This is a genomic window from Nonomuraea sp. NPDC059007, from assembly GCF_042740555.1.
Lineage (GTDB): Bacteria > Actinomycetota > Actinomycetes > Streptosporangiales > Streptosporangiaceae > Nonomuraea.
Genome location: NZ_JBHYJD010000081.1, coordinates 2,403 through 25,738 on the forward strand (window position 1 = coordinate 2,403; position 23,336 = coordinate 25,738).

Below are 23,336 nucleotides of genomic sequence, written 5' to 3' on the forward strand. Positions count from 1 at the left end.
TCACGGTCCGGGCTACCGCCAGGCCCTACCCCGCCCCCCCCCGGGGGCCGCGGGGGCCCTGTCGCCCCGCCGCGGGGGGGGGGGGGGGTGCCCCCCCCAGTCACAGCCCGAGCCCCGAAGCGCGAAGCGCGCAGCGCCCCACGCGAGGACCACGCCCTTGAGCACGGGGGTGCGGGGGCGTGCCCCCGCTGTCACAGCCCGAGCCCGAAGCGCGCAGCGCCCCACGCGAGGACCACGCCCTTAGTCCCAGGCAAGGAGCACGCTTTCAGGAGAGGTCGGCTTCGGCCAGGAGGAGGGGGACGGCGGCGGGGTCGCGTAGGAGGGCCGCCACCGCCAGGCGGTCGGACCACTGGCCCACTGCCCAAGCCAACCCCCTCGCCAACCCGTCCACCCCCGTGCAGTGGATCGAGCCGTCGAAGTACCGCCACGCGCACGGCACCCCGTCCACCAGCAGCTTCTCATGCTCCACGTACGTCTCAGGCGCGGTGGGAAGCAGCGACCGCACCTCCGGCGGCACCGGCCTGGCCTGGCCCTCCGACGTCACCTCACCACTCACCAGCTCCCCCGCCAACGGCAGGTCGAGCAGCTCCGACAACGACTCCGCCAGGTCGTAGGACGCCAGCACCAACGGCCGCGCCGCCACCAGTTGCAACAGGTCGGGCGCCTCCACCACCACGGCGTCGTCGGCCGCGGCCACCACGATCTCGCCGTCGAGCACCGCGCGGACCCGGGACGGCGGCGCCACCCGCGACGGTTCGACTCCGGCCAGCGCGATCCACAGGGCCCGCAACTGGGCCCGGTCGACCACGATCGCGGCGTCGGCCATCAGGTCGAGCAGTTCCTCGGGCCCGCCGTGGGAGGCGAGGAGGTCGGCCAGCGTGGTGCGTACACCGAGCATCGACAGCGCGCTCTCGTCGAGCCCGGCGGGCGCGTCGGTGTAGAGGCCCTGCAGCAGCGGGTCGGCGCCGGGCAGGCGCAGGTCGCGCGGACGGCGGCCGTCGAGCACGGGGTGCCCGGCCAGCCACCACGCCGTGTACGAGGGCACCTCCACCCCGTCCACCCGCAGCGGGTGCAGCGCGCCGCGCAGCGGTGGCCGGGTGAGGAGCGGCAGGGCGGCGGGCCAGTCGGCGACGAGCTCCAGGTCGCGTACGGCGGTGAACTCGGCCACGACCGGCGGCACCTCAAGGTCGGGCAGCAGGTCGTGGACGTGGTCGAGCCAGGCCTCCTCGCCGTCGAGGTCGTGGTCGCACTCGTCGTGGTCGAGCAGGACGTCGGCGTCGTTGACCACGGCGAAGCCGTCGAGCACCCCGGCGGCGACCAGGACGCGCGAGCCGTACGCGCTGACGAGCTCGTCGGCGACCAGCGGCCCCTCTTCCAGCAGCCCGGCCAGAACCCCGCCGGGCAGCAGCAGCTCACCGGCGGCGTAACGTTCGCCGTCTGCGCCGCGCAGCGCCAGCTCGGCCAGCCAGGGCGCCTCACCGGGCGCGAGCGCGGCGGCGTCGACCAGGGAGAGTACGGCCCGCGCGATCGGTTCCGGGTCGTCGCTGTCGAGCGACTCGGTGATGGCGGTGCGGGTGAGGGTGTCTTCGAGCACGGTGCGCGGGGTGGCTTCGGCGGCGCCGAGGCGCAGCAGCAGCGGGTGCGCCGCGTCGGGGTGGACGATCCGCAGGCCAAGCGCCTCCAGGTCGAGCGAGGCCCCGTTCAGCATGAGCGTGCCGCGCGGCCCGCGCACGAGCCGCCCGTCGGCCAGCGGGACCGGCAGCGCCCCGAGCGACTCGGGGTCGTCGTAGGGCAGCACGTCGTAGAGCGCGTGCCACCAGGCGGGGTCGCGGCCCTCGACGCCCTCGCCGGACAGCAGGTCGATCACGTCGGCCAGCTCGACCCTGCGCACGCCGAGCGAGGCCATCGCCGGGTGCCGCGCCGGCCAGCCCGCGGGCAGCAGACCGGGAACGAACCCGGCGACCGCCTCCAGCAGGTCGCTCGCCCCGGCGACCACCGCCGCCTCGCGGCCCGCGACGACCCAGCCGTCGGGCCCCTTGTCGGGAGCGGGGTGTTCGACGTGCCATTGGGCGTCGGGCTCGTAGACTGCGGCCTCGCTGAACGACGCGGTCTCCACGGCCGGAGCGGGCGCCGACAGCGCGGGCAGCAGCGGGGTCGCGGGCAGGCGGCGCAGGATCGCGCGGCGGATGCGGGCGTCGAGCTCGCCCTTGCCCATGAGCGCGGGCACCAGGTCGAGCAGCTTGGGCGTGCGCGGCAGCTCCTTGAGCAGGCGCAGGTAGGACTCGGCGGCCTTGTCGATGAGGAAGTCGGTCAGCGGGCCCTTGGCCACGTGCCGCCGGTCGGTGGCCATCGGGAAGGAGGCGATGAGCAGCGCGGGCAGGTCGAGCGCCTCGTCGCTGGGCGTGGGCGCGTGCACGACCGCCGGCACACCGGCCGGCAGCGGCCGCGGCTCCCGCGCGGCCCCTTCCGCGACGACCCCGTCCACCGGTACGGCCCAGCGCACCGACCAGTAGGGCCGGGCCCGTTCCTCGGTGGGCCGGTCGGCGAACAACTCGGCGACCTGCTCGGCGGTGAACTCGCCGGAGTCGGCCACCAGATGCCACCCGTCGGCGTCCACCCGGCGCAGCGCGCCGTCGAGCTCGATCTCGATGGCTTCGAGCGCGGGCAGGCCGAGCAGGAGCGCCGGGCTGGTCTCGGCCAGCATCCGCCGCACCGCCTCGGCCGCCGTCTTGTCGCGCAGCGGCAGCCGTACCAGAGAGTCGAAACCGTCGGGCACCGTGAGCGGGTCGGCCGCGAACGGCAGGCGCAGCAGCGGGACGTGCCCGGAACGCCCGGACAGTTCGCCGGCCAGGACCGGTACGCCGGCGACCAGAGCGGTGGTCTCCTCGCGTGACCAGCGCACCGCGCCGGACCCGCGGGAGCCGATGGACGGCTCGTCGGTCACCGAGACGACGGCGGCGAACCCGACGCCGAAACGCCCGGCTGCGCCCGCCTCGTCGCGTTTGCCGGACACGCGCAGCGTGGACAGGCCCTCGACGCCGGTCGCGTCGAGCGGCGCGCCGGTGTTGGCGGCGGTGAGCACGTCGCCGTCGAGGCTGAGCCGCAGCACCCCCGGCACGCCGGCGCGCAGGGCGGCGTCGGCGGCGTTCTGCGCGAGCTCAACGATGAGCCGATCTCGATAACCGCCGAGGGCGAAGTCTTCCTCGGCGTTGGCGTCCTCACGGAAACGGGCGGGCGAGGCCGTCCAGGCCGTGAGGACCGCCGCGCGCATCCGGTCGGTGCCGAAGCTGTCCACGATCCTCCAATGCGGGTAGGGGTCCCCGAAGATTAGCGGCCCCGACCGACAGTGAAGTCAGGAGTGGCCGAGCTCCTCGGAGGCCGATTCGTCGACCGAGCCCGCCTCGTCCTCGATCAGGTCGAAGCCCATGTCGTCGAGGATGGGCGAGGCCTGCTCCACCGGCGGCGGCATGACCGCGGCCTCGGAGTGGGCGCCGCAGCCGTGGTCGGCGGAGACCACCTTGCCGTCGTCCGGCGCGTACTCATTCGCGCACACCCCGAACTCCAGCCGCATCACACCCGCGAGCGGCAAGAAGAAGCCACAGGTGGAGCACTGAGCGGGCGCGGCGTGTGCGATCGGCGTGTGCGGCCCGTGCTCGCCCGAGTGCCATCGTCTGGCGGCCCGGTCCCTGCCGGCGGCCGAGAGCACACGGGCCCGGCCCAGGCCGTACTCGAAAATCATCTGGGTGTCGCCGTCGTCGCTGGTCTCGGCGAAACCGGGCTCAAGGCGGTCGTCGTCGTCGGCCGTGGGCAGCAGGTCGCCCACGCCGAGGTCGCCGGGGCGCAGCCGCTCGCTCCACGGCAGCCACTCGGGCGCGAGCAGCGCGCCCGAGCCGGGCAGCAGCACGGCCTCGCTGACCGTCACGATCTTCGCGCGCGAGGCGCGGGTGACGGTCACGGCCCAGCGCCAGCCCCGGTACGCCCGGTCCTGGCAGGCGAAGTAGTGGGTGACGACCCGGTCGCCCTCGCTCTCGACGCCCAGGTGATCGCCGGGTTCGCCGGGCCAGGCGAGCTCGAGCGCGGCGGCGCGGGCCAGATCGACCGCGGCGACGCAGGCCTGGTCGGGCGGGGCCACGCGTGTCCTGGTGCGGGTCATCGGACCGCCTCCGCCGAAAGGTGCTGTTCGCTCACACTTCATTCTCACCCATGGGCGGACCTGACAGCGCCCTCACAGAGAATCCGGGTCCGAGAGCGACCGCAAATCGGGTAAGACTGGTAGACGTGGCGGAAGGCTGGAACAAGGCGCGAGAGATCTCGCGGCGTGTCGGGAAGGGCGCGGCCCAGGCGGGCCGTGCTTCCTGGCGCGCGGGCCGGGCCACCGCCACGGGTACCAAGCGGGCCGGGGTCGCCACCGCGCGGGGCGCGCACAAGATGGGGCAGGCCACGCGCCGCCTCACCCATGCCAACGGCGCCGGGCGTACCGGCCTGGGGCGGCTGATCGAGCTGTCGATCGGCAACAGCGCGGCCGACGCGTTCGTGACGGTGGCGCTGGCCAGCACGGTCTTCTTCGGCGTCCCGGTCGGCGAGGCGCGCGGCTCCGTGGCGCTCTACCTCGTGATCACCATGATTCCGTTCGCGCTGGTGGCGCCCTTCGTCGGGCCGATCCTGGACAAGTTCCGCTCGGGCCGGCGCTATGTGATCGCCGGGACGCTGTTCGGCCGCGGGCTGTTGTGTTTCGCGATGGCGGCGGCGGTGGGGCCGGGCGACCTGCCGACGTTGTTCGCGGGCGCGCTGGGTGTGCTGGTGTTGTCGAAGGCGTTCACGGTCTCGCGGGCGGCGATCATGCCGAGCGTGCTGCCCGCCGACATCACGCTCGTCTCCGCCAACGCGCGCGTGGCGTTGTTCTCGCTGGTGACGGCGGGCATCGCCGTACCCATTGGTGCGGGTCTGACGGCGTGGCTGGGCAGCGCGGTGATGCTGCGCGTCGCGATGGTGGCCTTCCTCCTGGTCGGCGTCTTCGCGGTACGGCTGCCGCGCCACGTCGACTCCCCCGACCTGGAGGAGGAGGCCCCGGAGGAGGGCGGCAGAGCCGAGCGCTGGCGCAGCCTGCTCAACGTGGGCCCGGCGGTGACCGAGGCGATGCTGGCCAACGTGGGCGTCCGCCTGTTCTCCGGATTCCTGCTGTTCTTCATGTTGTTCCTGGTCCAGGACCTGGGCGCGCCGTGGCTGCAGGTGAAGGACACCTTCTTCGACGTGCCCAAGACGATCGGCGTGCTCGCGCTGGCCGCCGGGCTGGGCGGCCTGGTCGGCGCCGCCGTGGCCAACTGGGCGCGTAACCACTCGCCGCAGCTCATCGTGCTGCTCACGCTGGGGCTGACGGTCGCGATGACCGTGGCCACCGCGATCTTCTTCAACCTGTGGACGGCCATCGCCGTCGCGCTCATCACCGCCTTCGCGCAGGAGCTCGGCAAGCTGGCGCTCGACGCGATCGTGCAGCGCGAGATCGGCGAGGAGGTGCGCTCGTCCACCTTCGGCGTGGTCGAGGCGCTGCTGCAGATGGCCTGGGTGTTCGGCGGGCTGGTCGGCCTGCTGCTCTCCCTGACCGAGAACGGCCCGCCCGGCTTCATCACGCTGTCGGTGGTGCTGTTCGCCTGGCTGGTCTGGCTGCTGATCCGGCGCAGGCGGCGGATCAAGGCGGTCAACGCCCAGATCCATGAGGAACGGCAGCCGCCGACGGCGCCGGTTCAGCGGGAGCCGGAGCAGGCGTGGGCGCACGAGGAGCCGCCCACGCCGGACGAGCAGCCCGGTCCCGGTCAGCTCGACCGGACCAAGCCGCTCACCAACCCCTACGGCTAGGCGTCCACGTCGTCGGCGACCGCCCGGAGCACGGCCGCGATCTTCTTGGAGTGGGCCGCGTCGGGGTGCTTGCCCCGCTGGTAGGACGTGGACAGGTCGTCGAGCAGTTTGATCAGGTCTTCGACGATGACGACCAGCTCGTCGGGCTTCTTCCGCTTGCCCTTGGGTTTGACCTTGGCGAGCGTCGGCGGCTGATCGAGGATGCGCACCGACAGCGCCTGCTGGCCGCGCCGGCCCTCCGCCACGCCGAACTCGACCTTCTGGCCGGGCTTCAGCGGGGCAGAACCAGTGGGAAGCGCGGAGGAATGAACGAATACCTCACCGCCGTCGTCGCGGGTGAGGAAGCCGAAACCCTTGTCGGCGTCGTACCACTTGACCTTGCCACTCGGCACAGGAGGGACCTCGTTCGGAACGTTGGAAAAAAGGATGGATGTAGGTTATGCCCCGGAGAGCCCGGTAGCGACCGGGTATTTGGCCCCGAATTACACCTGACGCCAATCGCCAAACCATGTCGCGAATTCCGTCAGGTCGCCCAGTGCCACATCCGCTCCGTGATCACGCAGCTCGCCCACGGTGTATGGGCCGGTGGCGACCGTCACGCTGACGGCGCCGCCCGCTCTGGCGGCCTCGATGTCGGCCACGTGGTCGCCCACGTAGGCGGCGGCGCCGAACGAGGTGAGCGCCGCCCCCTTGGCCGCCCCGAACACCGATCCGGCCACCTCGTCGACCTTCAGCCCGAGCCAGCTCACGGTACGGCGGGCGTCGTGGACGTTCTTGCCGGTGACCACGATGACGCGCCCGCCCGCGGCCCTGACGGCCTCGACGGCCTCGTGCGCGCCGGCCATGGCGGTGGTGGCGGGGACGGCGAGGTCGGGGTAGATCTGGCGGAACAGCGTCACCGCCGCCGGGACCTGCTCCTCGGGCACCCAGTTGGCCATCTCCAGCTCCAGCGGCGGCCCGAGCCTGGCGATGATGGCCTGGCTGTCGATCTCCACGTCGAGCCGCCTGGCGAGCTCGTCATAGACGGCGGCAATGCCCGAACGGGTATCGGCAAGTGTCATATCCAGGTCGAAGCCCACATCGAGGCCAACAGAAGTGGTCACGCCAGCAGCATGCCAAAGGAAGCGTAACGAGGGTAATTGTGGGACCGTGGAGTGGGCAGAAAGGAATTACTTATCGAGGGAGTGCCCATGTCGGAGACCCCCAAGCCGCCGGAGCCGGGTGACAAGCTGGTGGCGGCCCCGCTGGAGCAGACCCGCCCCCACCGCCCCGCCAGACCCTCGGCCGCCAGGAAGCCCGGTGTGTGGCAGCGGACGGTGACGTTCGCCGTCTGGGCGATCAAGGTCGCCTCCCGCCTGGCCGCGCTCGTGGCCGTCCTTTACGCCGTGTTCACCGTCTTCCGGGCGAACCCGGCCAACACCTGGTACCAACTGGTCGAATCCCTCGCCTCCTGGCTCTCCCTGGGCCTGTCCAACCTCTTCCAGATGGCCGACGCCCGCTGGGAAACCCTGGTCAACTACGGTCTGGCCGCCGTGGTGTGGCTCATCCTCGGCTCCGTGGCCGCGGGCCTTGTCCGGCGCTTGGCTCCATGACGGCTACGCTCCTTGCGGAGGTAACGGGTAAGACATGACAAGATCGCCGAGCACCAGCACGCGTGAGCGGATCATCGACGAGTCCCTGCGGTTGTTCGCGCAGCGGGGCTACTCCGCCACGTCCGTTGCCGAGATCGAGGCCGCCTCCGGGCTCTCGCCGGGCGCCGGCGGCCTCTACCGGCACTTCAAGTCGAAGTACGAGGTGCTGGCCGCGGCGATCAACGAGCACGCCAACCGCACCAAGGCCCAGGTGGCCGAGAGCCTGGCCGAACTCGGCGGCATGGAGTCGGCCGAGCTGGAGCTGCGGCTGTCGCACGTGTGCCGCGCCGGCCTGGCCAAGGTACGCGAGGAGAGCGAGCTGACCAGGGTCTTCTTCCGCGACCTCAGCCAGTTCCCCGAGCTGGTCACGGTGGTCAGGGAGGGCCTGCTGCAGCCCATGTTCGACGCGATCACCACCTGGTTCACCACCCAGCCCGAGTACGCCGACGCCAAGGTCGACTGGCCGGCGATCGCCGCGGTGCTCGGCGGCGCCGTGGTGCACTACCGGCTCTTCCAGGAGACCGTGGGCGAGACGCCGGGGCACGCGGAGAAGGAGCAGTTCGTGGCGGCGTGGGTACGCCTGGCCGTGGGCCTCCTGCCCAGCCCCGCGCCGGTCAGCTGACGTTGAAGAGGCGGTAGGCCAGCAGGACCACCCCGAGCCCCGTGCCGATCATGAACATGATCCCGCTGACGTTGAAGAACTCGGTGAAGAACCGCTCGAACCCGGCCGTCGCCGACACCCGCAGCCCGCCGATGAGCACCCCGCCGACCGAGTAGCCGAGGATGGGCGCGCTGGTCCCGAGCAGCCGGTCGCGCCACGTCCAGTCGTCGCTGAGCAGCACGATCACGGTGCCGATCGCCCAGATGATGACCGGGACCGTGAAGATGGCCACCGACGGCAGGTTGAACGGCACCAGCAGCGCCGCCACCAGCAGCAGCGCCATCGCCAGCGTCTCGCGCGGGTGCTCCTTGACGATGGTGCCCGCGTCGCGGCCCTCGGTGGTCATCGGGTTGGCGCCGGACATCACCGCCCTGCGCAGCCCCGCCAGCGGCATGCCGCGCCCCGGCCGCCGGGAAAGCCGGTCCTGGGCGAGCTTGATGCTCTTGGCGGCGCCGGGAGGCAGTCCGGGGTCGTCGCGGATCTTCGGGAACGCGGAGGTGGGCTCGGGCTCCCGCTCCCCGGCCTGCTGCCCCTCGGCCAGCCTGCGGGCCTCGCGGGCCACGAGCGCCTCCGGGTCGCCGAAGCGGGCCAGCACCTTCGCCACCTCACGGGCGCTCTGGCTGCCCTGGCGCTCCTGCTCGATCCTCGCGCGCAGCCGCCGGGAGAAGTCGAGCCGCTGATCCGCTCTGAGCACGCCGTGAGCGGCGTCGGCAGCCTTGCTCACGTAGTTGAGAATCAGCTGATCTGCCCGCTCTGTCACGGGAGCCATGCTGCCCGAATCACGTGCGACATACCATGGCATCGATGGAGTTCACGGAGTGGATCAGGGGGCGCACCGACGAACAGCTGAGGGCGCTCGTCTCAGCGCGCCCCGAGCTGATCACCCCGGTGCCCGCCCATTTGGAAGGCCTCGCCTCACGGGCGGGCAGTCCTTCGGCGATCGGCAGGGTTCTCGACCGGCTCGACCGGTTCACGCTGGCGGTCGTCGAGACGCTGGCCGTTCAGGAGAAGCCGATCTCGAAGGCGCGCCTGCGCGCCGTGATCGGCCGCGCGCTGGCGGAGGGCAAGCCCGAGCCCGAGCTTTCCGCCGCGCTGGAACGGCTGCGCGAGCTCGCGCTCGTCTACGGCCCGGACGGCGCGCTCGACCTGGCGCCCGGCGTGCGCAAGGTACTCGACGACCCCGCGGGTCTCGGGCCACCGGCGGCCGAGGCGTTCCGTCACCATCCGCCCGAGCAACTGGCGGACATGGCCGACGAGATCGCCCCCGGCTCCGCGGGCACCGGCAAGGAACGCCTGGCCGCCGCCCTCGCCGAGCCCGGCAAGCTGATCGAGGACGTCTCCGGCGAGGCGCGGGCGGCGCTTGAGCAACTGGCCTGGGGCCCGCCCACCGGCCGGGTGCCCAACGCCCGGCGCGAGGTACGCGTCGAGTCGGCCCGCTCGCCCATCGAGCAGTTGCTGGCCCGCGCCCTGCTGGCCGCCACCGGCGAGGAGAGCGTGACGCTCCCCCGGGAGGTCGGCCTGTACCTGCGTGACGGGCGTGTCCACCGCGACCTTCTGGCCACCGCGCCCGCGCTTGAGGGCTCCGAGCGCGACCAGAAGATGGCCGACCGGACCGCCGCCGGGCAGGCGTTCGCTTTCGTGCGCTCGGTGGAGGAGCTGTGCGAGCGCTGGAGTGTCGACCCGCCGGGCGTGCTGCGCACCGGCGGGCTGGGCGTGCGCGACCTCAAGCGCGCCGCCACCGACCTCGACCTGCCCGAGTGGGCGGCGGCGCTGGTCGTCGAGGTGACCCACGCGGCCGGGCTGATCGCCGCGGGCGGCGCCGTGGACGGCGAGTGGCTGCCCACGACCGGCTACGACCTGTGGCGGGTCAAGCCGACCGCCGCCCGCTGGGTGGTGCTGGCCACGACGTGGCTGCAGATGGACCGCGTTCCGGGCCTCGTGGGCGAGCGCGACGAGCGTGACAGGCCGCTCAACGCCCTGCACACCGACCTGCGCCGCTCGGCCGCGCCCGGCGTGCGGACCGCGACCTTGGGCGTCCTGGCGGCCGCCTCGGGGCTCGCGCCGACGCGCGAGTCCATCGCGGAACGGCTGGCGTGGGAGCAGCCGAGACGCCGGGGCGCGCTGCGCGAGCAGCTCATGGAGTTCGCGCTGCGCGAGGCCGAGCAGGTGGGCGTCACCGGGCTCGGCGTGCTGTCCGGGCACGCCAGGGCGCTACGCGACGGCCTCGACGCCGCCGCCGTCCTGGAGCCGCTGCTGCCGGAGCCGGTCGACCACGTACTGCTGCAGGCCGACCTGACCGCCGTCGCGCCGGGCCCGCTGACCAGCGAGCTCAACCGCTGGATGACGCTGACCGCCGACATCGAGTCCAAGGGCGGCGCGACCGTCTACCGGTTCGGCGAGTCCTCCGTCCGCCGCGCGCTCGACGCCGGCCACGGCGCCGAAGAACTGCTCGCCATGCTGGCCCGCCACTCGGCCACGCCGGTGCCGCAGGCCTTGTCCTACCTGGTCGCCGACGTCGCCCGGCGCCACGGCCGCATGCGCGTCGGCACCGCCGGCGCGTACATCCGCTGCGACGACCCGGCGCTGCTCGACCAGATCACCGCCGACCGCCGCGCCGCCCAGCTCAGGCTGCGCAGGCTGGCGCCCACGGTGATCGCCTCCCGCTCGTCGCGGGCGGCGCTGGTCGACTCGCTGCGCGCCATGGGGTACGCCCCGGTCGCCGAGTCCTTGGACGGCGACGTCATCATCAGCCAGCTCGACAGCCGGCGTACCGAGGGCATCGCGCCGGTCCGCTCGGTGGCCTCGGCGACGGGGCTGGACTCCGGGGTGGCGGCGGCGGCCGTACGCGCGCTGCGGGCCGGCGACGCCGCCCACCTGGCCCGCCGCGAGCCCGTGGAGGCGCCCGACGGCCAGGTGCCGCGCGGCCCGGCCACCGCGACGATCTCCGCGCTGCAGGAGGCCATCCGCCAGGGCGTACGCGTGTGGATCGGCTACCTCGACTCCCAGGGCAACGCCACCTCCCGCATCCTGGAGCCGGCCAGGATGGAGGGCGGCTACCTGACCGCCTACGACGAGACCCGCGCCGCCGTCCACCGCTTCGCCCTCCACCGCATCACCGGAGTCGCGAGCCTCTGATTCAGCGGCGCGAGCCGTTGACCGACGGCTCGCGGTGCATGAGGTCGCTCGTGCGGCGGTTGATGAGGTCGCTCACGTGCGAGCGCGCGTCGGCCTGGAGCGCTCGCTTGCGTTTGCGCAGGTCCTCCGCCTTCTCCTCTCTCTTCAGCCGCAGCTCGCCCGCCTCGGCGTGCTCATGGGTCTCGATGCGCTCTTTGTGCAGCCGTTCCTGGCTCTTGTTCTCCTCCTCGACCAGCCGGTCGTAGTAGCTGGTGCCGCCCATGAGCTTCACCAGCACCGGGAGGCAGTCGATGAGGAGCATGAGCAGGCGCATGAGCCACGTGAAGGTCCACAGGAACACGTCGCTGCCGGTGAGCTCGTCCAGTGCCCGCTTGCGCTCCAGCAGGCCCACGGTGTCGTTCTTGGTGGGCAGGCTGGCCAGCCGCTGGTCGATGTCGGCTTTGATGCGTTGTTTGTAGCCGGCGTTGGCGGTGGCCACGACGGCCCCGGCGGGGAGGATCCGGCCGTCGAGGTCCTTCAGCGTGGCGGCGTCCGGGTCCACGTGCTCGCGGGCGAACTCTTTGGCGATCTCCGTCGCCCGGACGCACCGTGGGCCGTACCCCTTCTTGCCGCTGAGCCCAGGCCCGTCCGTACCGTCGCACTCCTTCGTTGCCTGGCTCAGAAGCCCGGCATGCTTGCGCTGGGCGGCGGCCAGGCGGACGGCGACCTTGTCGCGTTCGGCGCGCAGTGTGCGCAGGGTGGCGCTGGCCTCGGCCGGGGTCTCCGGCGTCAGCCGCGTCCCCTCGCCGCACTCCCCGGCGGGCGGCCGCGCCGGCGGCGCCGGGTTGCACCGGATCAGCGTGTCACGCAGCGCGCTGCGGGCCTTCTCCCGCCCCTCGACCACGTGGGCCACGACGGCGGTCTCGAAGAACCTAAGCACGAGCGGCTCGGCGATCACAAAGCCGAGGACGGTGGCCACGGCCAGCCTCGGGACCAGCATCGTGAGCCGGCGCTGCCACCGCCCGGTCACCGTGCTGACCAGCCAGCGGTCCAGGTTGAGCACGATCAGCGACCACACCACCACCAGGACGAGTGCCGCGGGATGCGCGCGGCCCAGCATCTGGCTGAGGAAAAACCACATGGAGATCCCGGCGATCACCGATGTGCTCAGGACGACCCCGCCCAGGCCGGTGTAGCGCGTCCGCTCCAGGGGCACCCGGGCGAGCAGCCGTTCGTCCACCCCGGCCAGCACGCGCAGGCGCCGGCCGAGGTCGATCGGGCGCCGCTCAGTCATCCAGGCCCTCCAGACCGAGCGGCCTGGGCGCGGAGCCGTCCTCCAGCGAAGCGGGCGGCGCGGCAGGCGCCGCGCCCTCGACGATCGTGGTGGCCTTGTCAGGGCCGAGCACGGACCTGCCGAACTGCTCCAGCAGCATCCGGGTGTTGACGGGCAGGAAGTCGAGCGAGCCCTGTGGCAACGCCTTGATCATCTCCAGGACGTACTCGGCGCGCCGGTTCTCGGCCTCGCTCTGATGCAGTACGGCGTCGCCGATCGCGACATGCCCCCTGCTGACCCCGAGCGCCATTCCGGCGGCCGTGCCCCGGCTGAGGATCTCCTCGATCCTGGCCACGTCCTTGTTCTCCAGGGCGTGCTTGAGCTCGGTGATCTCACCCTCGCGGCGTACCGTCTTGAGGCCGATGGCGTGCCCCCGGACATCTTCGGGCAGCAGCAGGTCGACCCTGGCCAGCGCGATGGCCATGCCGTCGATCTCCGGCGGCATGACCTCCACGTGAGCCTTGACCCGCGCCACAACGTGCTCGCGGAGCTGGTAGATCTTTTCGATCGGGTAGCGCAGGCCCAGCGAGAGCAGTTCGGTGTCTGCCGATAGGTAGTGGGCGAGCAGCTCACCGATGTCCTTGAGACCCTGCTCGACGATCTTCTCCGGCTTGGTGACCGTACAGGTGAAGGTCGCGAGCAGCGGGAAGTCGTGGGCGAGGTCGGAGGACGGCAGGGCCACGTGAGCGGTGACCGAGCAGGTGCGCACGTCCACGACGCTCACCGAGACGGCGTCGACGACCTCGTCCTCGGCACCGCGCAGGTGGCGGCGCTCGGTGAAGGCGTGGTAGCCGGAGGCCACTTCGAAGACCAGGACGGTCCCCGGCGGGGTCTCGGGCAGGTCGGCGAGGTCGCGGCGGGTACGCAGGAAGCGGCGCGGCACGGCCGCGAGCGCGCGCTCCTCGATGATCGGGTAGGTCATGATGCCTCTTCTCAGCGCGGACGCTGGTGGTTGTAGTGCCGGGAGCCCGCCGACAGCAGGGCTTGCACGAGGATGTGGGAACGTTCCGCGCCACCGGCGTCGCCGAGCGCGTGCCGGAGCCGCTGTTCGATCGGCTCGGCCAGCTCCGCGGGCAGGTGCGTCCAGATGGCCTCGCCCCGTTCGCTCACGGCGGCGACGGCCGCCGCGCCGGATTCCGATGACGGGATGAGGACGCGGCGCAGTGCCCGGATGGCGTGGCCGCGGTGGTGGCCGCTGCTCAGCGCCCAGGCCCACAGGCGGCCGAGGTGGGCCGCGCAGCCCGGGCCCGCGGTCAGCATGCGCTCGGCCAGCGGCCGGCTGCCGTCGAGCGTGTCGGCCTCCAGGAGGTCGACGACCACGTCGAGGGCCTTGCGCGTCCTGAGCGAACCGGTCTCGCTCATCTCCGCGGCCGCCAGGACCCTGAGCAGGCGCAGCGCGGTCCTGGACGCGTCCTCGCGCTCGGCCGCCTGCCGGAAGAGCAGCGCCAGCGAGCGCCGGGCCACCTCGCCGACCCGTACGGCCCGCAGCGCCAGGAACCAGAGCCAGTTGACCGTGTCGGCCGGATACCTGACCGCCAGGCCACCGCCGAGGGCCAGCGCGGCGGTCATCGCCCGCGCCTGGCCGACGTCCGCGACCCAGCTCAGCGCGAGCGTCAGCGCCTCGGGCGCCAGGGCGTCGTCGGCGCACATGATCGAGATGGTGTTGGCCGCGGCCAGGCGTTCCATCGCCGACCCGCTGGCCCAGATGTCCAAGAACTCGTGGCAGGACTCCGTGAGCGATACCCCTGCCAGGATCGCTACACCCGCGGACGCCTGGATCTGCAGTTCGAGGCCGCCCGCGGCGAGCGAGCGGACCCAAGCGCGCAGTGGCTGCCAGAGCGTGAAACCGTAGCGGCCGACCAGTTCGGCGATGACCTGGCGCCGGTGGTGGACGCCCTTGAACACCACGCGACGTTCGCGGGCGGCGCCCGAGCCTTCGGCAACGACGGTGACCAGCGGATGCTCGCGGCTCCACGCCATGCGCGACTGCGGCTCGGCGTCGCGGACCTGTGGGGGCAGGAGGTCGCCCTCCAGTTCGGCCCGGATGGCGGCGAGCCTGGACAACTCGCTCTCGAAGATCCTCTCGGGCATGCGGTAGGCGAAGGCCAGGACGGCGACCAGGTGGACATCCTCCCGGCCGGGCTTCGCGTCGAACCAGGCGGCCACCTCGCCGCCTTCCTCTTCCGCGAGGAGTTCGGCGACGGGCCGAGGGTCAACGGCGACGCGCCGGGCCAGGGCCACCACCCGCGCGGGAGAGGGCAGTTCGACAGCGCGTTCCCTGGCCGCCGAGAGCTCCTCGGAGCTCCTGCCCGGCGGTGCGCCGACGGTGACGTCGAACAGTTCACCGAGGTCCGGGCAGTTCCACGCGTGCTCGTCAGGACCCTGTCCCCCGGCCCTGGTCAGGACGAGGAAGGAGCCGATCTCCACGAGCTTGCCCGCCAGCCTGGCAAGCTCGTGCGCCCGTACCGCCGCCGATTCGGCCCCCGCCGCGATCCAGTCATGCAGGAGGTAGGCCCTGCCGGGTTTGAACTCCGTCTGTGTGGCAAGTTCGGCGAGGGTCCGGGCCGGCGAGAGCACGGTGATCCGTCCCTGGGCGAGAGGCATGCGGGACAACAGCGCGATGGCACCCACCCGCTTGCCGATCTCCTCGTCCCCGCTCACCACGATCAGGTGGCGGGCGGCGAGGTCCTCCAACGCGCGGGGGAACGCCTCCGGCTCCAGGTAGTTCGTCAGCAGGCCGGCTATCTCGGCCGGGTCCAGGTCGCGCGTGGTCGCGCGGACCGGGGCGCCGCCGCCCATGCCGAACCGGGCGGCCGAGGCGTCGACATAGCCGAGGAAGTTGTTGATCACGGTCGCGCTCTGGTTGAGCGCGGACTCGTCGACCTCCTCCGGCTCGTCGGGCTCCTCGGGCTTCGGGTTCTCCGGCGGATCCGGCTGCTCAGCCTCCTCAGGCTCCGGTGCGTCCGTCACCGGCGATCACCGCCCACCCCGAACGTGGCGCGGCGGGCGTCCACCGAGCCGTAGAGGTTGTTGATGACCTCGGCCTGCTGGGCCGGCGGCCGTGGCGTCTCGGGGAAGGTGAGGTCGTGCGCGATTCCTTCCGGACCCCAGACCCAGGCAACTCCGGAGAATTCCTTCTCCTTAACGTTTACCCGGACGAATTCCTTCGGCTCGTACGAGGTGTGCCCCTGCGACACCACGTCTGTGAAAACACGGTCGGAGAGTATAAGAACGAGATTCAGTTTCTGGTTCTTGTCGAGGAGCTTCTTGAGCGGTTTCCAGTCGACCAGGCGGCTGACTTCTACGACCGCCTGCCCGGCCAGGCCATTGCTCGCCGGATAGGCCACGCCGTAGTGCATCGCCACGCGAATCCTTATCCGCTCGTCCGCGTCGAGCCCGGTATTGTGCGCGCCGAGCGCCCGGTCGAGCTCCCGCACGTACGCGTCGACGACGCTGGGCTCCCGCTCCGTCTGCGGCACGCAGGCGAGCTCGCCGTCGCCGGCGGGCTGACGGAGCCAGGATTCCCTGTTCAGGCCGGCGGCACGGGCCGCCTCCTCATGGATGCGGACGAAGACCTCCTGGATGGTCTCGTGCCGCTTGTCGGTGCCGGCGCCGTAGCCCTTGGTGTCGCTGGACACCAGCAACGCGCGCCCGTATTCGGTCATTTCGATCTTGACTCCATCTACGCAAACCCATCCACCACGGACAGGACGCAGACGAGTATCAGCGATGACGGAGCGCGAGATCCCGTACCAATACGTGATCTGACCCACATAGGTTCATCAAATGACCCGAAACAGCATTTTTACCTATTTAAGCGGTCGGGTCAGCTCGTCCAATGTGACTAGTCAGGACACGGGGAGGGCTGATGTATCTCTTTCAAAACGGGCGTATCCGAAAAGAAGCGACAGAAGTCTCCAGGGAGGACGTTGTCGCCGCGTTGGCGACAGTGTCCGTATTCCAGAATTACGTTCAGCACGCCGACACGAAGGCTGGCATCGTGGTCGTCGTGCACGCGGCCGGCGCCACCCTGCTCGCCGCCCAGTCGGGTGCCGCGCCCAAAATCCTCGGCGCGTCCGCTGCCCTCGGCTGGTCGGTCCTCGCCGCCTTCGCCGTGGGCTTCCTGGCGGCGGGCTACTGCCTGGCGCGCGCCGTCAGCCCGTCGCGGCGTCTGGTCCACAGCCGCTACGGCATCTCCGGCGCCCCCGAGACACCGCCCGATCACACCGACCTGAGGAGGCAGTACGCGGAAGCCTGGGCCATGATCACGACCCTCGCCGCCATCGCGCGGAAGAAGCACCGGCACGTGGCCGGCGCGATCCGCTGGACCTACGTGGTTATCCTCAGCACGACAGTGTGGTCGGTAGCCGCCCTCCTCATCCGGTGAGCACCGCGCGCAGCGCGGCCAGGTCCCGCACGACGACCCTTCGATACCCGATCTCGATCAGCCCCCGGCTCTTCAACGTCCGCAGGGCCTTGCTGGCGGCGGCCTCCCGCGCGCCGACCAGTTGTCCGATCTCCTCGTGAGACAGGCTCACGCCCACGTCCAGACCCTCCTCGGCCTGCACACCGTGCCGCGCCGCCAGTTCGGCCAGAACCCGGACCACCCGCTCGTACACCTCATAGCCGGTGAAGTCCAGCCGACGCTGGTTGGCCCAGTCGAGCCGGTTCGCGATCATCGTGGTCAGTGCGGCCCACATCGCCGGTCGCTGCTCCAGGAACGCCTGGAACCGCCCCGCCCAGATGCGGTAGACGGCCGTCTGAGTGCACGTGGTCACCGTCGCCGAGCGAGGAATCGACCGCATGACCGCCATCTCTCCCACGAGATCGCCACTGACCCGGATGCCGAGCATGGTGTCCACGCCGTTCCCGAGCGTGGCGGTGACCTTTACGCACGCCGACGTACCCCTCCGCGTCGATCGCAGCAAAAGGACGTGATCGGCCTGCGTGTCCCCCTGCCGGAGCAGGACCACCCCGGGACCGTGCACCTGCAGGTCGCCGAGCGTGACCAGCGCGTCACGGGTCTCCTCGTCCAGGGCGGCCATGAGCGTGCCACTGGGCCAGCGGCACCGGTACTCGTCGCGAGCAGGGTCAACCGGCACGACTCACCTCCCCCAGTCCGCATCCTCCCCAGCCGCGACCTTCCGGGCAACCCTGAGACTTGACTACCGGGCGTTGACCGCATCAGCTTGATCCTGTGACCGAGCAAACGCTGGGCAGGCTGGCAGAGGAGTCGTGGGAGCGCTTCGGCGACTACGACTCGGTGTTCTACGACGGTGCGTGGCACCGCCGTCACACGCTCGCCGAGCGGGCCAGGCGGGTCTGCGGCGGGTTCGTGGCCGCGGGGGTACGGCCCGGCGACCGCGTGGCCGTGATGATGGCGACCAGTCCCGACGTCGCCATCGTCTACCAGGCGTTATGGGCGGCCGGTGCGGTGGTGACGCCGATCGTGTTCCTGGTGGGGCCGGAGGAGTTGCGCCACATCCTGGCCGACAGCGGGGCCGTGGCGGTGGTGACGTCGCCGGAGCTGGTGGAGACCGTGCGGCTGGCCGTACCGGATGAGGTGCGGGTTTTTCTGGACACGGGGGAGCTTGAACAGGCCGCCGAGCACGGGCCCGTCACCGTGGACCCCGGGGATCTCGCGGCGCTGATGTACACCGGCGGCACCACCGGGCGGGCCAAGGGCGTCAAGCTCAGCCATCGCGGCCTGTGGCAGGTCGCCAAGGACGCCTTCGCCATGTCCCACCAGGAGGGGCTCAACCGCGCGATCGTGCCCGTCCCGCTCTCCCACGCCTACGGCCTGATCATCACCGTCGCCGAGATGCACGCCGAGGAGCCGCAGCAGGCCGTGCTGATGCGCTGGTTCGAGCCCAAGCCGTTCCTGTCCCTGGCCGCCGAGCAGCGCGCCCAGTTCGGCACCGTCGTGCCCTCGATGATCCAGATGCTGCTTGCCGAACCGCTCGAGGAGCACCCGCTGCCCGACCTGGCCTTCCTCACCTGCGGCGCGGCGCCGCTCGGGCGCGAGACGCTGATCGAGTTCGAGCGCCGGATGCCGGGCACGCAGATCCTGGAGGGCTACGGCATGACCGAGACGAGCGCGGTCACCACCTTCAACCCGCCGGGCCGGCGCCGGATCGGCAGCGTGGGCCTGCCGCTGCCCGGTTACACGCTCTCCATCCGCGACAACTCCGGCGAATCCGTCGAGACCGGCGACATCGGCGAGATCTGCATCCGCGGCACGTCGCTGATGCTCGGCTACTGGGGCGGCCTCAGCTCCCCGATCGTGGACGGCGAGCTGCGTACCGGCGACATCGGCTGCCTCGACGACGACGGCTACCTCTACGTCGTGGACCGCAAGAAGGACCTCATCATCCGCGGCGGCTTCAACGTCTTCCCCCGCGACGTCGAGGACGCGCTCAACCGGCACCCGGACGTGGTCATGTCCGGGGTGGTCGGCCGCCCCGATCCGCGCCACGGCGAGGAGGTCGTCGCGTTCGTCCAGCTCCGTCCCGGCGCCGAGGTCGCGGAAGAGGAGCTCATCGCGTGGGTACGCGACCGGGTCGGCCGGGTGAAGTACCCCCGCGAGGTGCACTTCGTCGACGCGATCCCGGTCACCAGCGTGCTCAAGATCGACCGGAAGGAGCTGCGGGCCAGGCTCTAGTCGTCCACGTCGAGGGCGCCGGGGAACAGGTTCTCCAGCCCTTTCCGCGCGTCGAGCACCTTCCCGTCGGCGTCGTAGGCCGTGACGTCCACCTTGGGGAGCGTCTCGCTTCGCTCCGTGACCCGCGCCCTGGCGATGAAGAAGCCGCCGGTGAGGCTCGCCTCCATCCGCTGCCCGCTCGCCCAGACGATCTCGACCCGGCGCACCCGCTCGTCCGCCCTCCCCGCCACCACCATGAACAACGGGTCGCCGTTTGTGCCCGGATTCACCTCCGACTGCATCTGCGTGCCGTAAACGTCCACCGCGAGCGGCCCGTCGAAGGCCAGGCTCCCCGGCTCCTCGCGCCCCCAGTAGGTGAAGATCGGCCGCTCGGGGTAGCTGACGTCGAGCACCCCCGGCGTGCACAGCACCAGCCCCTTCCTGCTGCCCATCAACTGGGTCACACCCAGCTTGTCGCGCGACTCGGCCAGCAGCCTGAAGTCCTCGGCGACCCCGTGGTGCGGAACGCGCCGCTCGCCGTCCATGCCGTGCACGGGCCCGCCCTGGGGCATGCAGTCGCGCACCTGGCGGAACTGCTCGGGCGTGTTGGCCGGCAGCCCCTCGATCGGCGGCGCCGTGGGCAGGGGCGGCGTGGGCGGCAGGGTCAGCCCGGTGAAGGTCGGGTCGACCTCGGCGGCCGTCCGGCCGCCCGGGTCGGGGAGGTTCGTCACCGCCACCACGCCGAAGGCGAGCGCCGCCGCCGTCCCTGCCACCCCCACCGCCCATCCGGTACGGCGCCGCCGCCCCGCCGAGCGCAGCACCAGCGCCGCCACCATCTCCCCGTCCACCGGCTCCGCCCGCCCGGCCATGCGGCGCAGGCCCTCGCCGATCGCGCGTTCGTCCACTGCCATGGTTCAGGCCTCCTGGTTGACACGGTCGCCGACGAGGGCTCGCAGGCGCTTGACGGCCTGGTGGGACTGGCTGCGCACGGTGCCAACCGAGCAGCCCATGATCCGCGCGACCTCCGACTCGGGCAGGTCCTCGAAGTAGCGCAGAACCAGGACCACGCGCTTGCGCGGCGGCAGTTGCCGTAAGGCGTGCTCCAGCGCGAGCCGTTCGTCCACCTCGGCGGTGGCGTCGCCGCTCGCGCGTTCGGGCGGCTTCTCGACCACGCGCTCGCGTCCCCAGCGCGCGCTGCGCCACAGGCTCGCCTGTTCCCGGTACATCACCCGGCGGACGTACGCCTCCGGGTCGCCGCGGATGCCGCGCCAGCGCCCGGCCGTCTTGATCAGCGCCGTCTGCAGGAGGTCCTCGGCGGAGTGCTGGTCGCCGGTGAGCACGTACGCCAGCCTGATCAGGCTGTCGGAGCGTGCTGCGACGAACTGGGTGAAGCCTCGGCGGTCATCCGGATGCACCTGCCCTCCTCATGTCTCGCCTCTCTAGATGCGTCCAAGAGACCAGATCTATGGCGACATCGTGATAAATCTGGAGTGCTATGAGCGATCCCTATCAGCCGTACGGCGCGCCATACGGTGACCAGCCACCTCCCGGCTACGGGTACGGACCCGGTTACCCGCCGCCGCCCCATCAGCCGCGCAACGACGGCCTGCGTACCAACGCCATCGTCGCGCTCGTCCTCAACCTCATCTCGATCGTCGCCTGCTGCAACTTCGTGGCCATCGCCGGCGCGATCATGGCCGGCCTGGGCCTGAGCAAGGTGGACACCGAGCCGGAGAACGCCCGGAGCAAGCTGGTCTGGGCGTGGGTCCTGTTCGGCGCGGGATTCCTGGTGACGATCGGCGGCTTCCTGTTCCTGGGCTTCGCCGGATACCTGGACGACGTCGACTGATTCCCAGTTCGGGGACTGTTCCGCCGCTTCTTTGTGTTGGATAGGCGGTAGCCATCGAAGGGGGACCAGTGAACGACGGCCCGCTCATCGTCCAATCCGACAAAACGCTGCTGCTCGAGGTCGACCACGCCAACTCGGACGCGTGTCGCAAGGCGATCGCGCCGTTCGCCGAGCTGGAGCGCGCGCCCGAGCACGTGCACACCTACCGCGTCACGCCGCTGGCGCTGTGGAACGCGCGGGCCGCCGGTCACGACGCCGAGCAGGTCATCGACGCGCTCATCAGCCACAGCCGCTACCCGGTCCCCCACGCGCTGCTGGTCGACATCGCCGAGACCATGGCACGCTACGGCCGGCTCCGGCTGGAGAAGGACCCGGTCAACGGCCTGGTCCTGACCTCGACCGACCGGGCCGTGCTCGAAGAGGTGCTGCGCTCGAAGAAGATCCAGCCGATGCTGGGCGAGCGCATGGGCGCCGACTCGGTCGTGGTGCACCCGAGCGACCGCGGCAACGTGAAGCAGGCGCTGCTCAAGCTGGGCTGGCCGGCCGAGGACCTCGCGGGCTACGTCGACGGCGAGGCGCACCCGATCTCGCTGCTGGAGGACGGCTGGTCGCTGCGCACCTACCAGAAGGACGCGGCCGAGGCCTTCTGGCACGGCGGCTCCGGAGTGGTGGTGCTGCCCTGCGGCGCCGGCAAGACGATCGTCGGGGCGGCCGCGATGGCCCAGGCCCAGGCGACCACGCTGATCCTGGTCACCAACACGGTCAGCGCCCACCAGTGGAAGACCGAGCTGATCAAGCGCACGTCGCTGACCGAGAACGAGATCGGCGAGTACTCCGGCACCAAGAAGGAGATCCGCCCCGTCACCATCGCCACCTACCAGGTGATGACGACCAAGCGGAAGGGCGTCTACGCCCACCTGGAGCTGTTCGACGCGCGCGACTGGGGCCTGATCGTCTACGACGAGGTGCACCTGCTGCCCGCGCCCATCTTCCGCATGACCGCCGACCTGCAGGCCCGCCGCCGCGTGGGGCTGACCGCGACGCTGGTGCGCGAGGACGGCCGCGAGGGCGACGTGTTCTCCCTCATCGGGCCCAAGCGTTATGACGCGCCCTGGAAGGAGATGGAGAACCAGGGCTGGATCGCGCCCGCCGACTGCGTCGAGGTCCGGGTCACGCTGTCGGACGAGGAACGGCTGGCGTACGCGATGGCCGAGTCCGATGAGAAGTACCGCTTCGCCGCCACCACGCCCTCCAAGACGACCGTCACCGAGGCGCTGGTCAGGAAACATCTGGGCGAGCAGGTGCTGGTCATCGGCCAGTACATCGACCAGCTCGACGAGCTGGGCGAGCACCTCAACGCGCCGGTCATCAAGGGCGAGACCCGGGTGAAGGAGCGCGAGCGCCTCTACCAGGCCTTCCGCGACAAGGAGATCCAGGTTCTCGTGGTCTCCAAGGTGGCCAACTTCTCCATCGACCTGCCGGAGGCGGCGATCGCCATCCAGGTGTCGGGCACGTTCGGCTCGCGGCAGGAGGAGGCGCAGCGGCTCGGCCGCGTGCTGCGGCCCAAGGCCGACGGGGGCGGCGCCCGCTTCTACACCGTCGTCAGCCGGGACACCGTCGACCAGGAGTTCGCGGCGCACCGTCAGCGGTTCCTGGCCGAGCAGGGCTACGCGTACCAGATCATCGACGCCGACGACGTCCTGGAAGTATGAAGGCCCGGCCGCTCCGGCGGCCGGGCCTTGCCCAGAACCTCAGGTCCACGAAACTCCGCGGGCCGTCGACAATCGAACCACCCCCCTCACCTGCGCGCTGTCGCCTACTTCACGCCAGCTGCGACATACCCGATGATCCCCCATTCCCACCTGAAATGCCCGATTTTTTGGCGATTTAGTTAGCCAACGAGAAGGCCGCCCAGGAAGAGCACACCCTCGGCGACCACCCATGCGGCCACGGCCGAGCCCATGTACAGGTTGAAGGTGCGCTGGTCCTTCCTGGCGGCGGGCAGGATCCAGGCGGCGGCCGTACAGACCGCCGCGAGCATCGCGAACAGCCCGGACAACCCCGCGACGGCGTCCAGCCGCTGGCCGCACTGCGTGGCGTCGCCGTTCGCGCAGAAGGCCGCGGTTCCCCAGCCCGCGAAGACCGACAGGCCCCACAGCGCGGCGAGCAGGAAGCTCGCGATGGTGGGGACGATCGGGGAGACGCCGAACCGCACACGTGCCACGGTCTCCCCCTACCCCGCGTAAATGCTTTGG

21 protein-coding genes are annotated in these 23,336 nt (G+C 71.3%); 8 read left to right on the forward strand and 13 right to left on the reverse strand.

The features are described 5' to 3' along the window. Positions 1 to 265 precede the first annotated feature (265 nt). On the reverse strand, positions 266 to 3,298 hold the full coding sequence (locus ACFWY5_RS55085) for a sacsin N-terminal ATP-binding-like domain-containing protein (RefSeq protein WP_379627033.1): 3,033 nt from the start codon (positions 3,296 to 3,298) through the stop codon (positions 266 to 268). A 54-nt stretch (positions 3,299 to 3,352) separates the two neighbouring features. Next, positions 3,353 to 4,153 carry a DUF3027 domain-containing protein gene (locus ACFWY5_RS55090; RefSeq protein ID WP_379626989.1) on the reverse strand — a complete coding sequence of 267 codons (801 nt, stop codon included), beginning with the start codon at positions 4,151 to 4,153 and terminating at the stop codon, positions 3,353 to 3,355. A gap of 125 nt (positions 4,154 to 4,278) precedes the next feature. Between ACFWY5_RS55090 and ACFWY5_RS55095 the strand changes: the two genes are divergently transcribed. Further along, positions 4,279 to 5,853 (forward strand): MFS transporter, encoded by a 1,575-nt coding sequence (locus tag ACFWY5_RS55095; protein WP_379626991.1) that lies wholly within the window; start codon positions 4,279 to 4,281, stop codon positions 5,851 to 5,853. On the opposite strand, the gene ACFWY5_RS55100 is transcribed toward ACFWY5_RS55095, so the two are convergent. Both ACFWY5_RS55100 and ACFWY5_RS55105 read right to left on the reverse strand, forming a co-directional pair. Further along, complete coding sequence (locus ACFWY5_RS55100; protein ID WP_379626993.1) at positions 5,850 to 6,245, reverse strand: cold-shock protein; 396 nt, start codon at positions 6,243 to 6,245, stop codon at positions 5,850 to 5,852. The genes ACFWY5_RS55095 and ACFWY5_RS55100 overlap by 4 nt on opposite strands. Before the next feature lie 90 nt (positions 6,246 to 6,335). Next, on the reverse strand, positions 6,336 to 6,956 hold the full coding sequence (locus ACFWY5_RS55105; RefSeq protein WP_379626995.1) for an HAD family hydrolase: 621 nt from the start codon (positions 6,954 to 6,956) through the stop codon (positions 6,336 to 6,338). An 87-nt stretch (positions 6,957 to 7,043) separates the two neighbouring features. Here ACFWY5_RS55105 and ACFWY5_RS55110 point away from each other — a divergent pair, with 87 nt between their 5' ends. Both ACFWY5_RS55110 and ACFWY5_RS55115 read left to right on the forward strand, forming a co-directional pair. After that, on the forward strand, positions 7,044 to 7,445 hold the full coding sequence (locus tag ACFWY5_RS55110; protein ID WP_379626997.1) for a hypothetical protein: 402 nt from the start codon (positions 7,044 to 7,046) through the stop codon (positions 7,443 to 7,445). Positions 7,446 to 7,479: 34 nt separating this feature from the next. Beyond that, positions 7,480 to 8,106 (forward strand): TetR/AcrR family transcriptional regulator, encoded by a 627-nt coding sequence (locus ACFWY5_RS55115; protein WP_379626999.1) that lies wholly within the window; start codon positions 7,480 to 7,482, stop codon positions 8,104 to 8,106. Here the strand turns inward: ACFWY5_RS55115 and ACFWY5_RS55120 are convergent. Next, positions 8,099 to 8,905, reverse strand: coding sequence for a hypothetical protein (locus tag ACFWY5_RS55120; protein WP_379639954.1), 807 nt, complete (start codon positions 8,903 to 8,905; stop codon positions 8,099 to 8,101). The genes ACFWY5_RS55115 and ACFWY5_RS55120 overlap by 8 nt on opposite strands. Positions 8,906 to 8,949: 44 nt before the next feature. On the opposite strand from ACFWY5_RS55120, the gene ACFWY5_RS55125 reads away from it, so the two are divergent. Then, positions 8,950 to 11,280, forward strand: a complete 2,331-nt coding sequence (locus ACFWY5_RS55125; protein WP_379639955.1) for a helicase-associated domain-containing protein — start codon at positions 8,950 to 8,952, stop codon at positions 11,278 to 11,280. Position 11,281: 1 nt separating this feature from the next. On the opposite strand, the gene ACFWY5_RS55130 is transcribed toward ACFWY5_RS55125, so the two are convergent. Genes ACFWY5_RS55130 through ACFWY5_RS55145 form a run of 4 tightly spaced genes read right to left on the reverse strand, consistent with a single transcriptional unit; the run spans position 11,282 to position 16,257 of the window. After that, positions 11,282 to 12,553 carry a DUF4407 domain-containing protein gene (locus tag ACFWY5_RS55130; protein ID WP_379639956.1) on the reverse strand — a complete coding sequence of 424 codons (1,272 nt, stop codon included), beginning with the start codon at positions 12,551 to 12,553 and terminating at the stop codon, positions 11,282 to 11,284. Continuing rightward, positions 12,546 to 13,514, reverse strand: a complete 969-nt coding sequence (locus tag ACFWY5_RS55135; protein WP_379639957.1) for a hypothetical protein — start codon at positions 13,512 to 13,514, stop codon at positions 12,546 to 12,548. The genes ACFWY5_RS55130 and ACFWY5_RS55135 overlap by 8 nt, the downstream gene beginning before the upstream one ends. An 11-nt stretch (positions 13,515 to 13,525) precedes the next feature. Further along, positions 13,526 to 15,562, reverse strand: coding sequence for a hypothetical protein (locus ACFWY5_RS55140; RefSeq protein ID WP_379639958.1), 2,037 nt, complete (start codon positions 15,560 to 15,562; stop codon positions 13,526 to 13,528). Further along, positions 15,559 to 16,257: a hypothetical protein gene (locus ACFWY5_RS55145; RefSeq protein ID WP_379639960.1), complete on the reverse strand. Its 699-nt coding sequence runs from the start codon at positions 16,255 to 16,257 to the stop codon at positions 15,559 to 15,561. Before ACFWY5_RS55145 ends, ACFWY5_RS55140 begins: the two co-directional genes overlap by 4 nt. 203 nt (positions 16,258 to 16,460) lie before the next feature. Here ACFWY5_RS55145 and ACFWY5_RS55150 point away from each other — a divergent pair, with 203 nt between their 5' ends. Next, positions 16,461 to 16,979 carry a hypothetical protein gene (locus ACFWY5_RS55150; protein WP_379639961.1) on the forward strand — a complete coding sequence of 173 codons (519 nt, stop codon included), beginning with the start codon at positions 16,461 to 16,463 and terminating at the stop codon, positions 16,977 to 16,979. Here ACFWY5_RS55150 and ACFWY5_RS55155 read toward each other — a convergent pair. Then, on the reverse strand, positions 16,969 to 17,694 hold the full coding sequence (locus ACFWY5_RS55155; RefSeq protein WP_379639962.1) for a Crp/Fnr family transcriptional regulator: 726 nt from the start codon (positions 17,692 to 17,694) through the stop codon (positions 16,969 to 16,971). The two genes, ACFWY5_RS55150 and ACFWY5_RS55155, sit on opposite strands and share 11 nt — an antisense overlap. A 95-nt stretch (positions 17,695 to 17,789) precedes the next feature. On the opposite strand from ACFWY5_RS55155, the gene ACFWY5_RS55160 reads away from it, so the two are divergent. Then, on the forward strand, positions 17,790 to 19,253 hold the full coding sequence (locus tag ACFWY5_RS55160) for a class I adenylate-forming enzyme family protein (RefSeq protein ID WP_379639963.1): 1,464 nt from the start codon (positions 17,790 to 17,792) through the stop codon (positions 19,251 to 19,253). Here the strand turns inward: ACFWY5_RS55160 and ACFWY5_RS55165 are convergent. Next, positions 19,250 to 20,143 (reverse strand): hypothetical protein, encoded by an 894-nt coding sequence (locus ACFWY5_RS55165; protein WP_379639964.1) that lies wholly within the window; start codon positions 20,141 to 20,143, stop codon positions 19,250 to 19,252. The two genes, ACFWY5_RS55160 and ACFWY5_RS55165, sit on opposite strands and share 4 nt — an antisense overlap. Before the next feature lie 3 nt (positions 20,144 to 20,146). After that, entirely contained in the window at positions 20,147 to 20,647 is a 501-nt protein-coding gene (locus ACFWY5_RS55170) for a SigE family RNA polymerase sigma factor (protein ID WP_379627009.1), read from the reverse strand. A gap of 80 nt (positions 20,648 to 20,727) precedes the next feature. Here ACFWY5_RS55170 and ACFWY5_RS55175 point away from each other — a divergent pair, with 80 nt between their 5' ends. Together ACFWY5_RS55175 and ACFWY5_RS55180 are read left to right on the forward strand one after the other, a co-directional pair. Continuing rightward, complete coding sequence (locus tag ACFWY5_RS55175; protein ID WP_379627011.1) at positions 20,728 to 21,081, forward strand: hypothetical protein; 354 nt, start codon at positions 20,728 to 20,730, stop codon at positions 21,079 to 21,081. A gap of 68 nt (positions 21,082 to 21,149) precedes the next feature. Further along, on the forward strand, positions 21,150 to 22,793 hold the full coding sequence (locus ACFWY5_RS55180; RefSeq protein WP_379627013.1) for a DNA repair helicase XPB: 1,644 nt from the start codon (positions 21,150 to 21,152) through the stop codon (positions 22,791 to 22,793). Positions 22,794 to 22,972: 179 nt separating this feature from the next. Here the strand turns inward: ACFWY5_RS55180 and ACFWY5_RS55185 are convergent, their stop codons facing one another. After that, positions 22,973 to 23,305, reverse strand: a complete 333-nt coding sequence (locus tag ACFWY5_RS55185; RefSeq protein WP_379627015.1) for a hypothetical protein — start codon at positions 23,303 to 23,305, stop codon at positions 22,973 to 22,975. Positions 23,306 to 23,336: the final 31 nt, after the last annotated feature.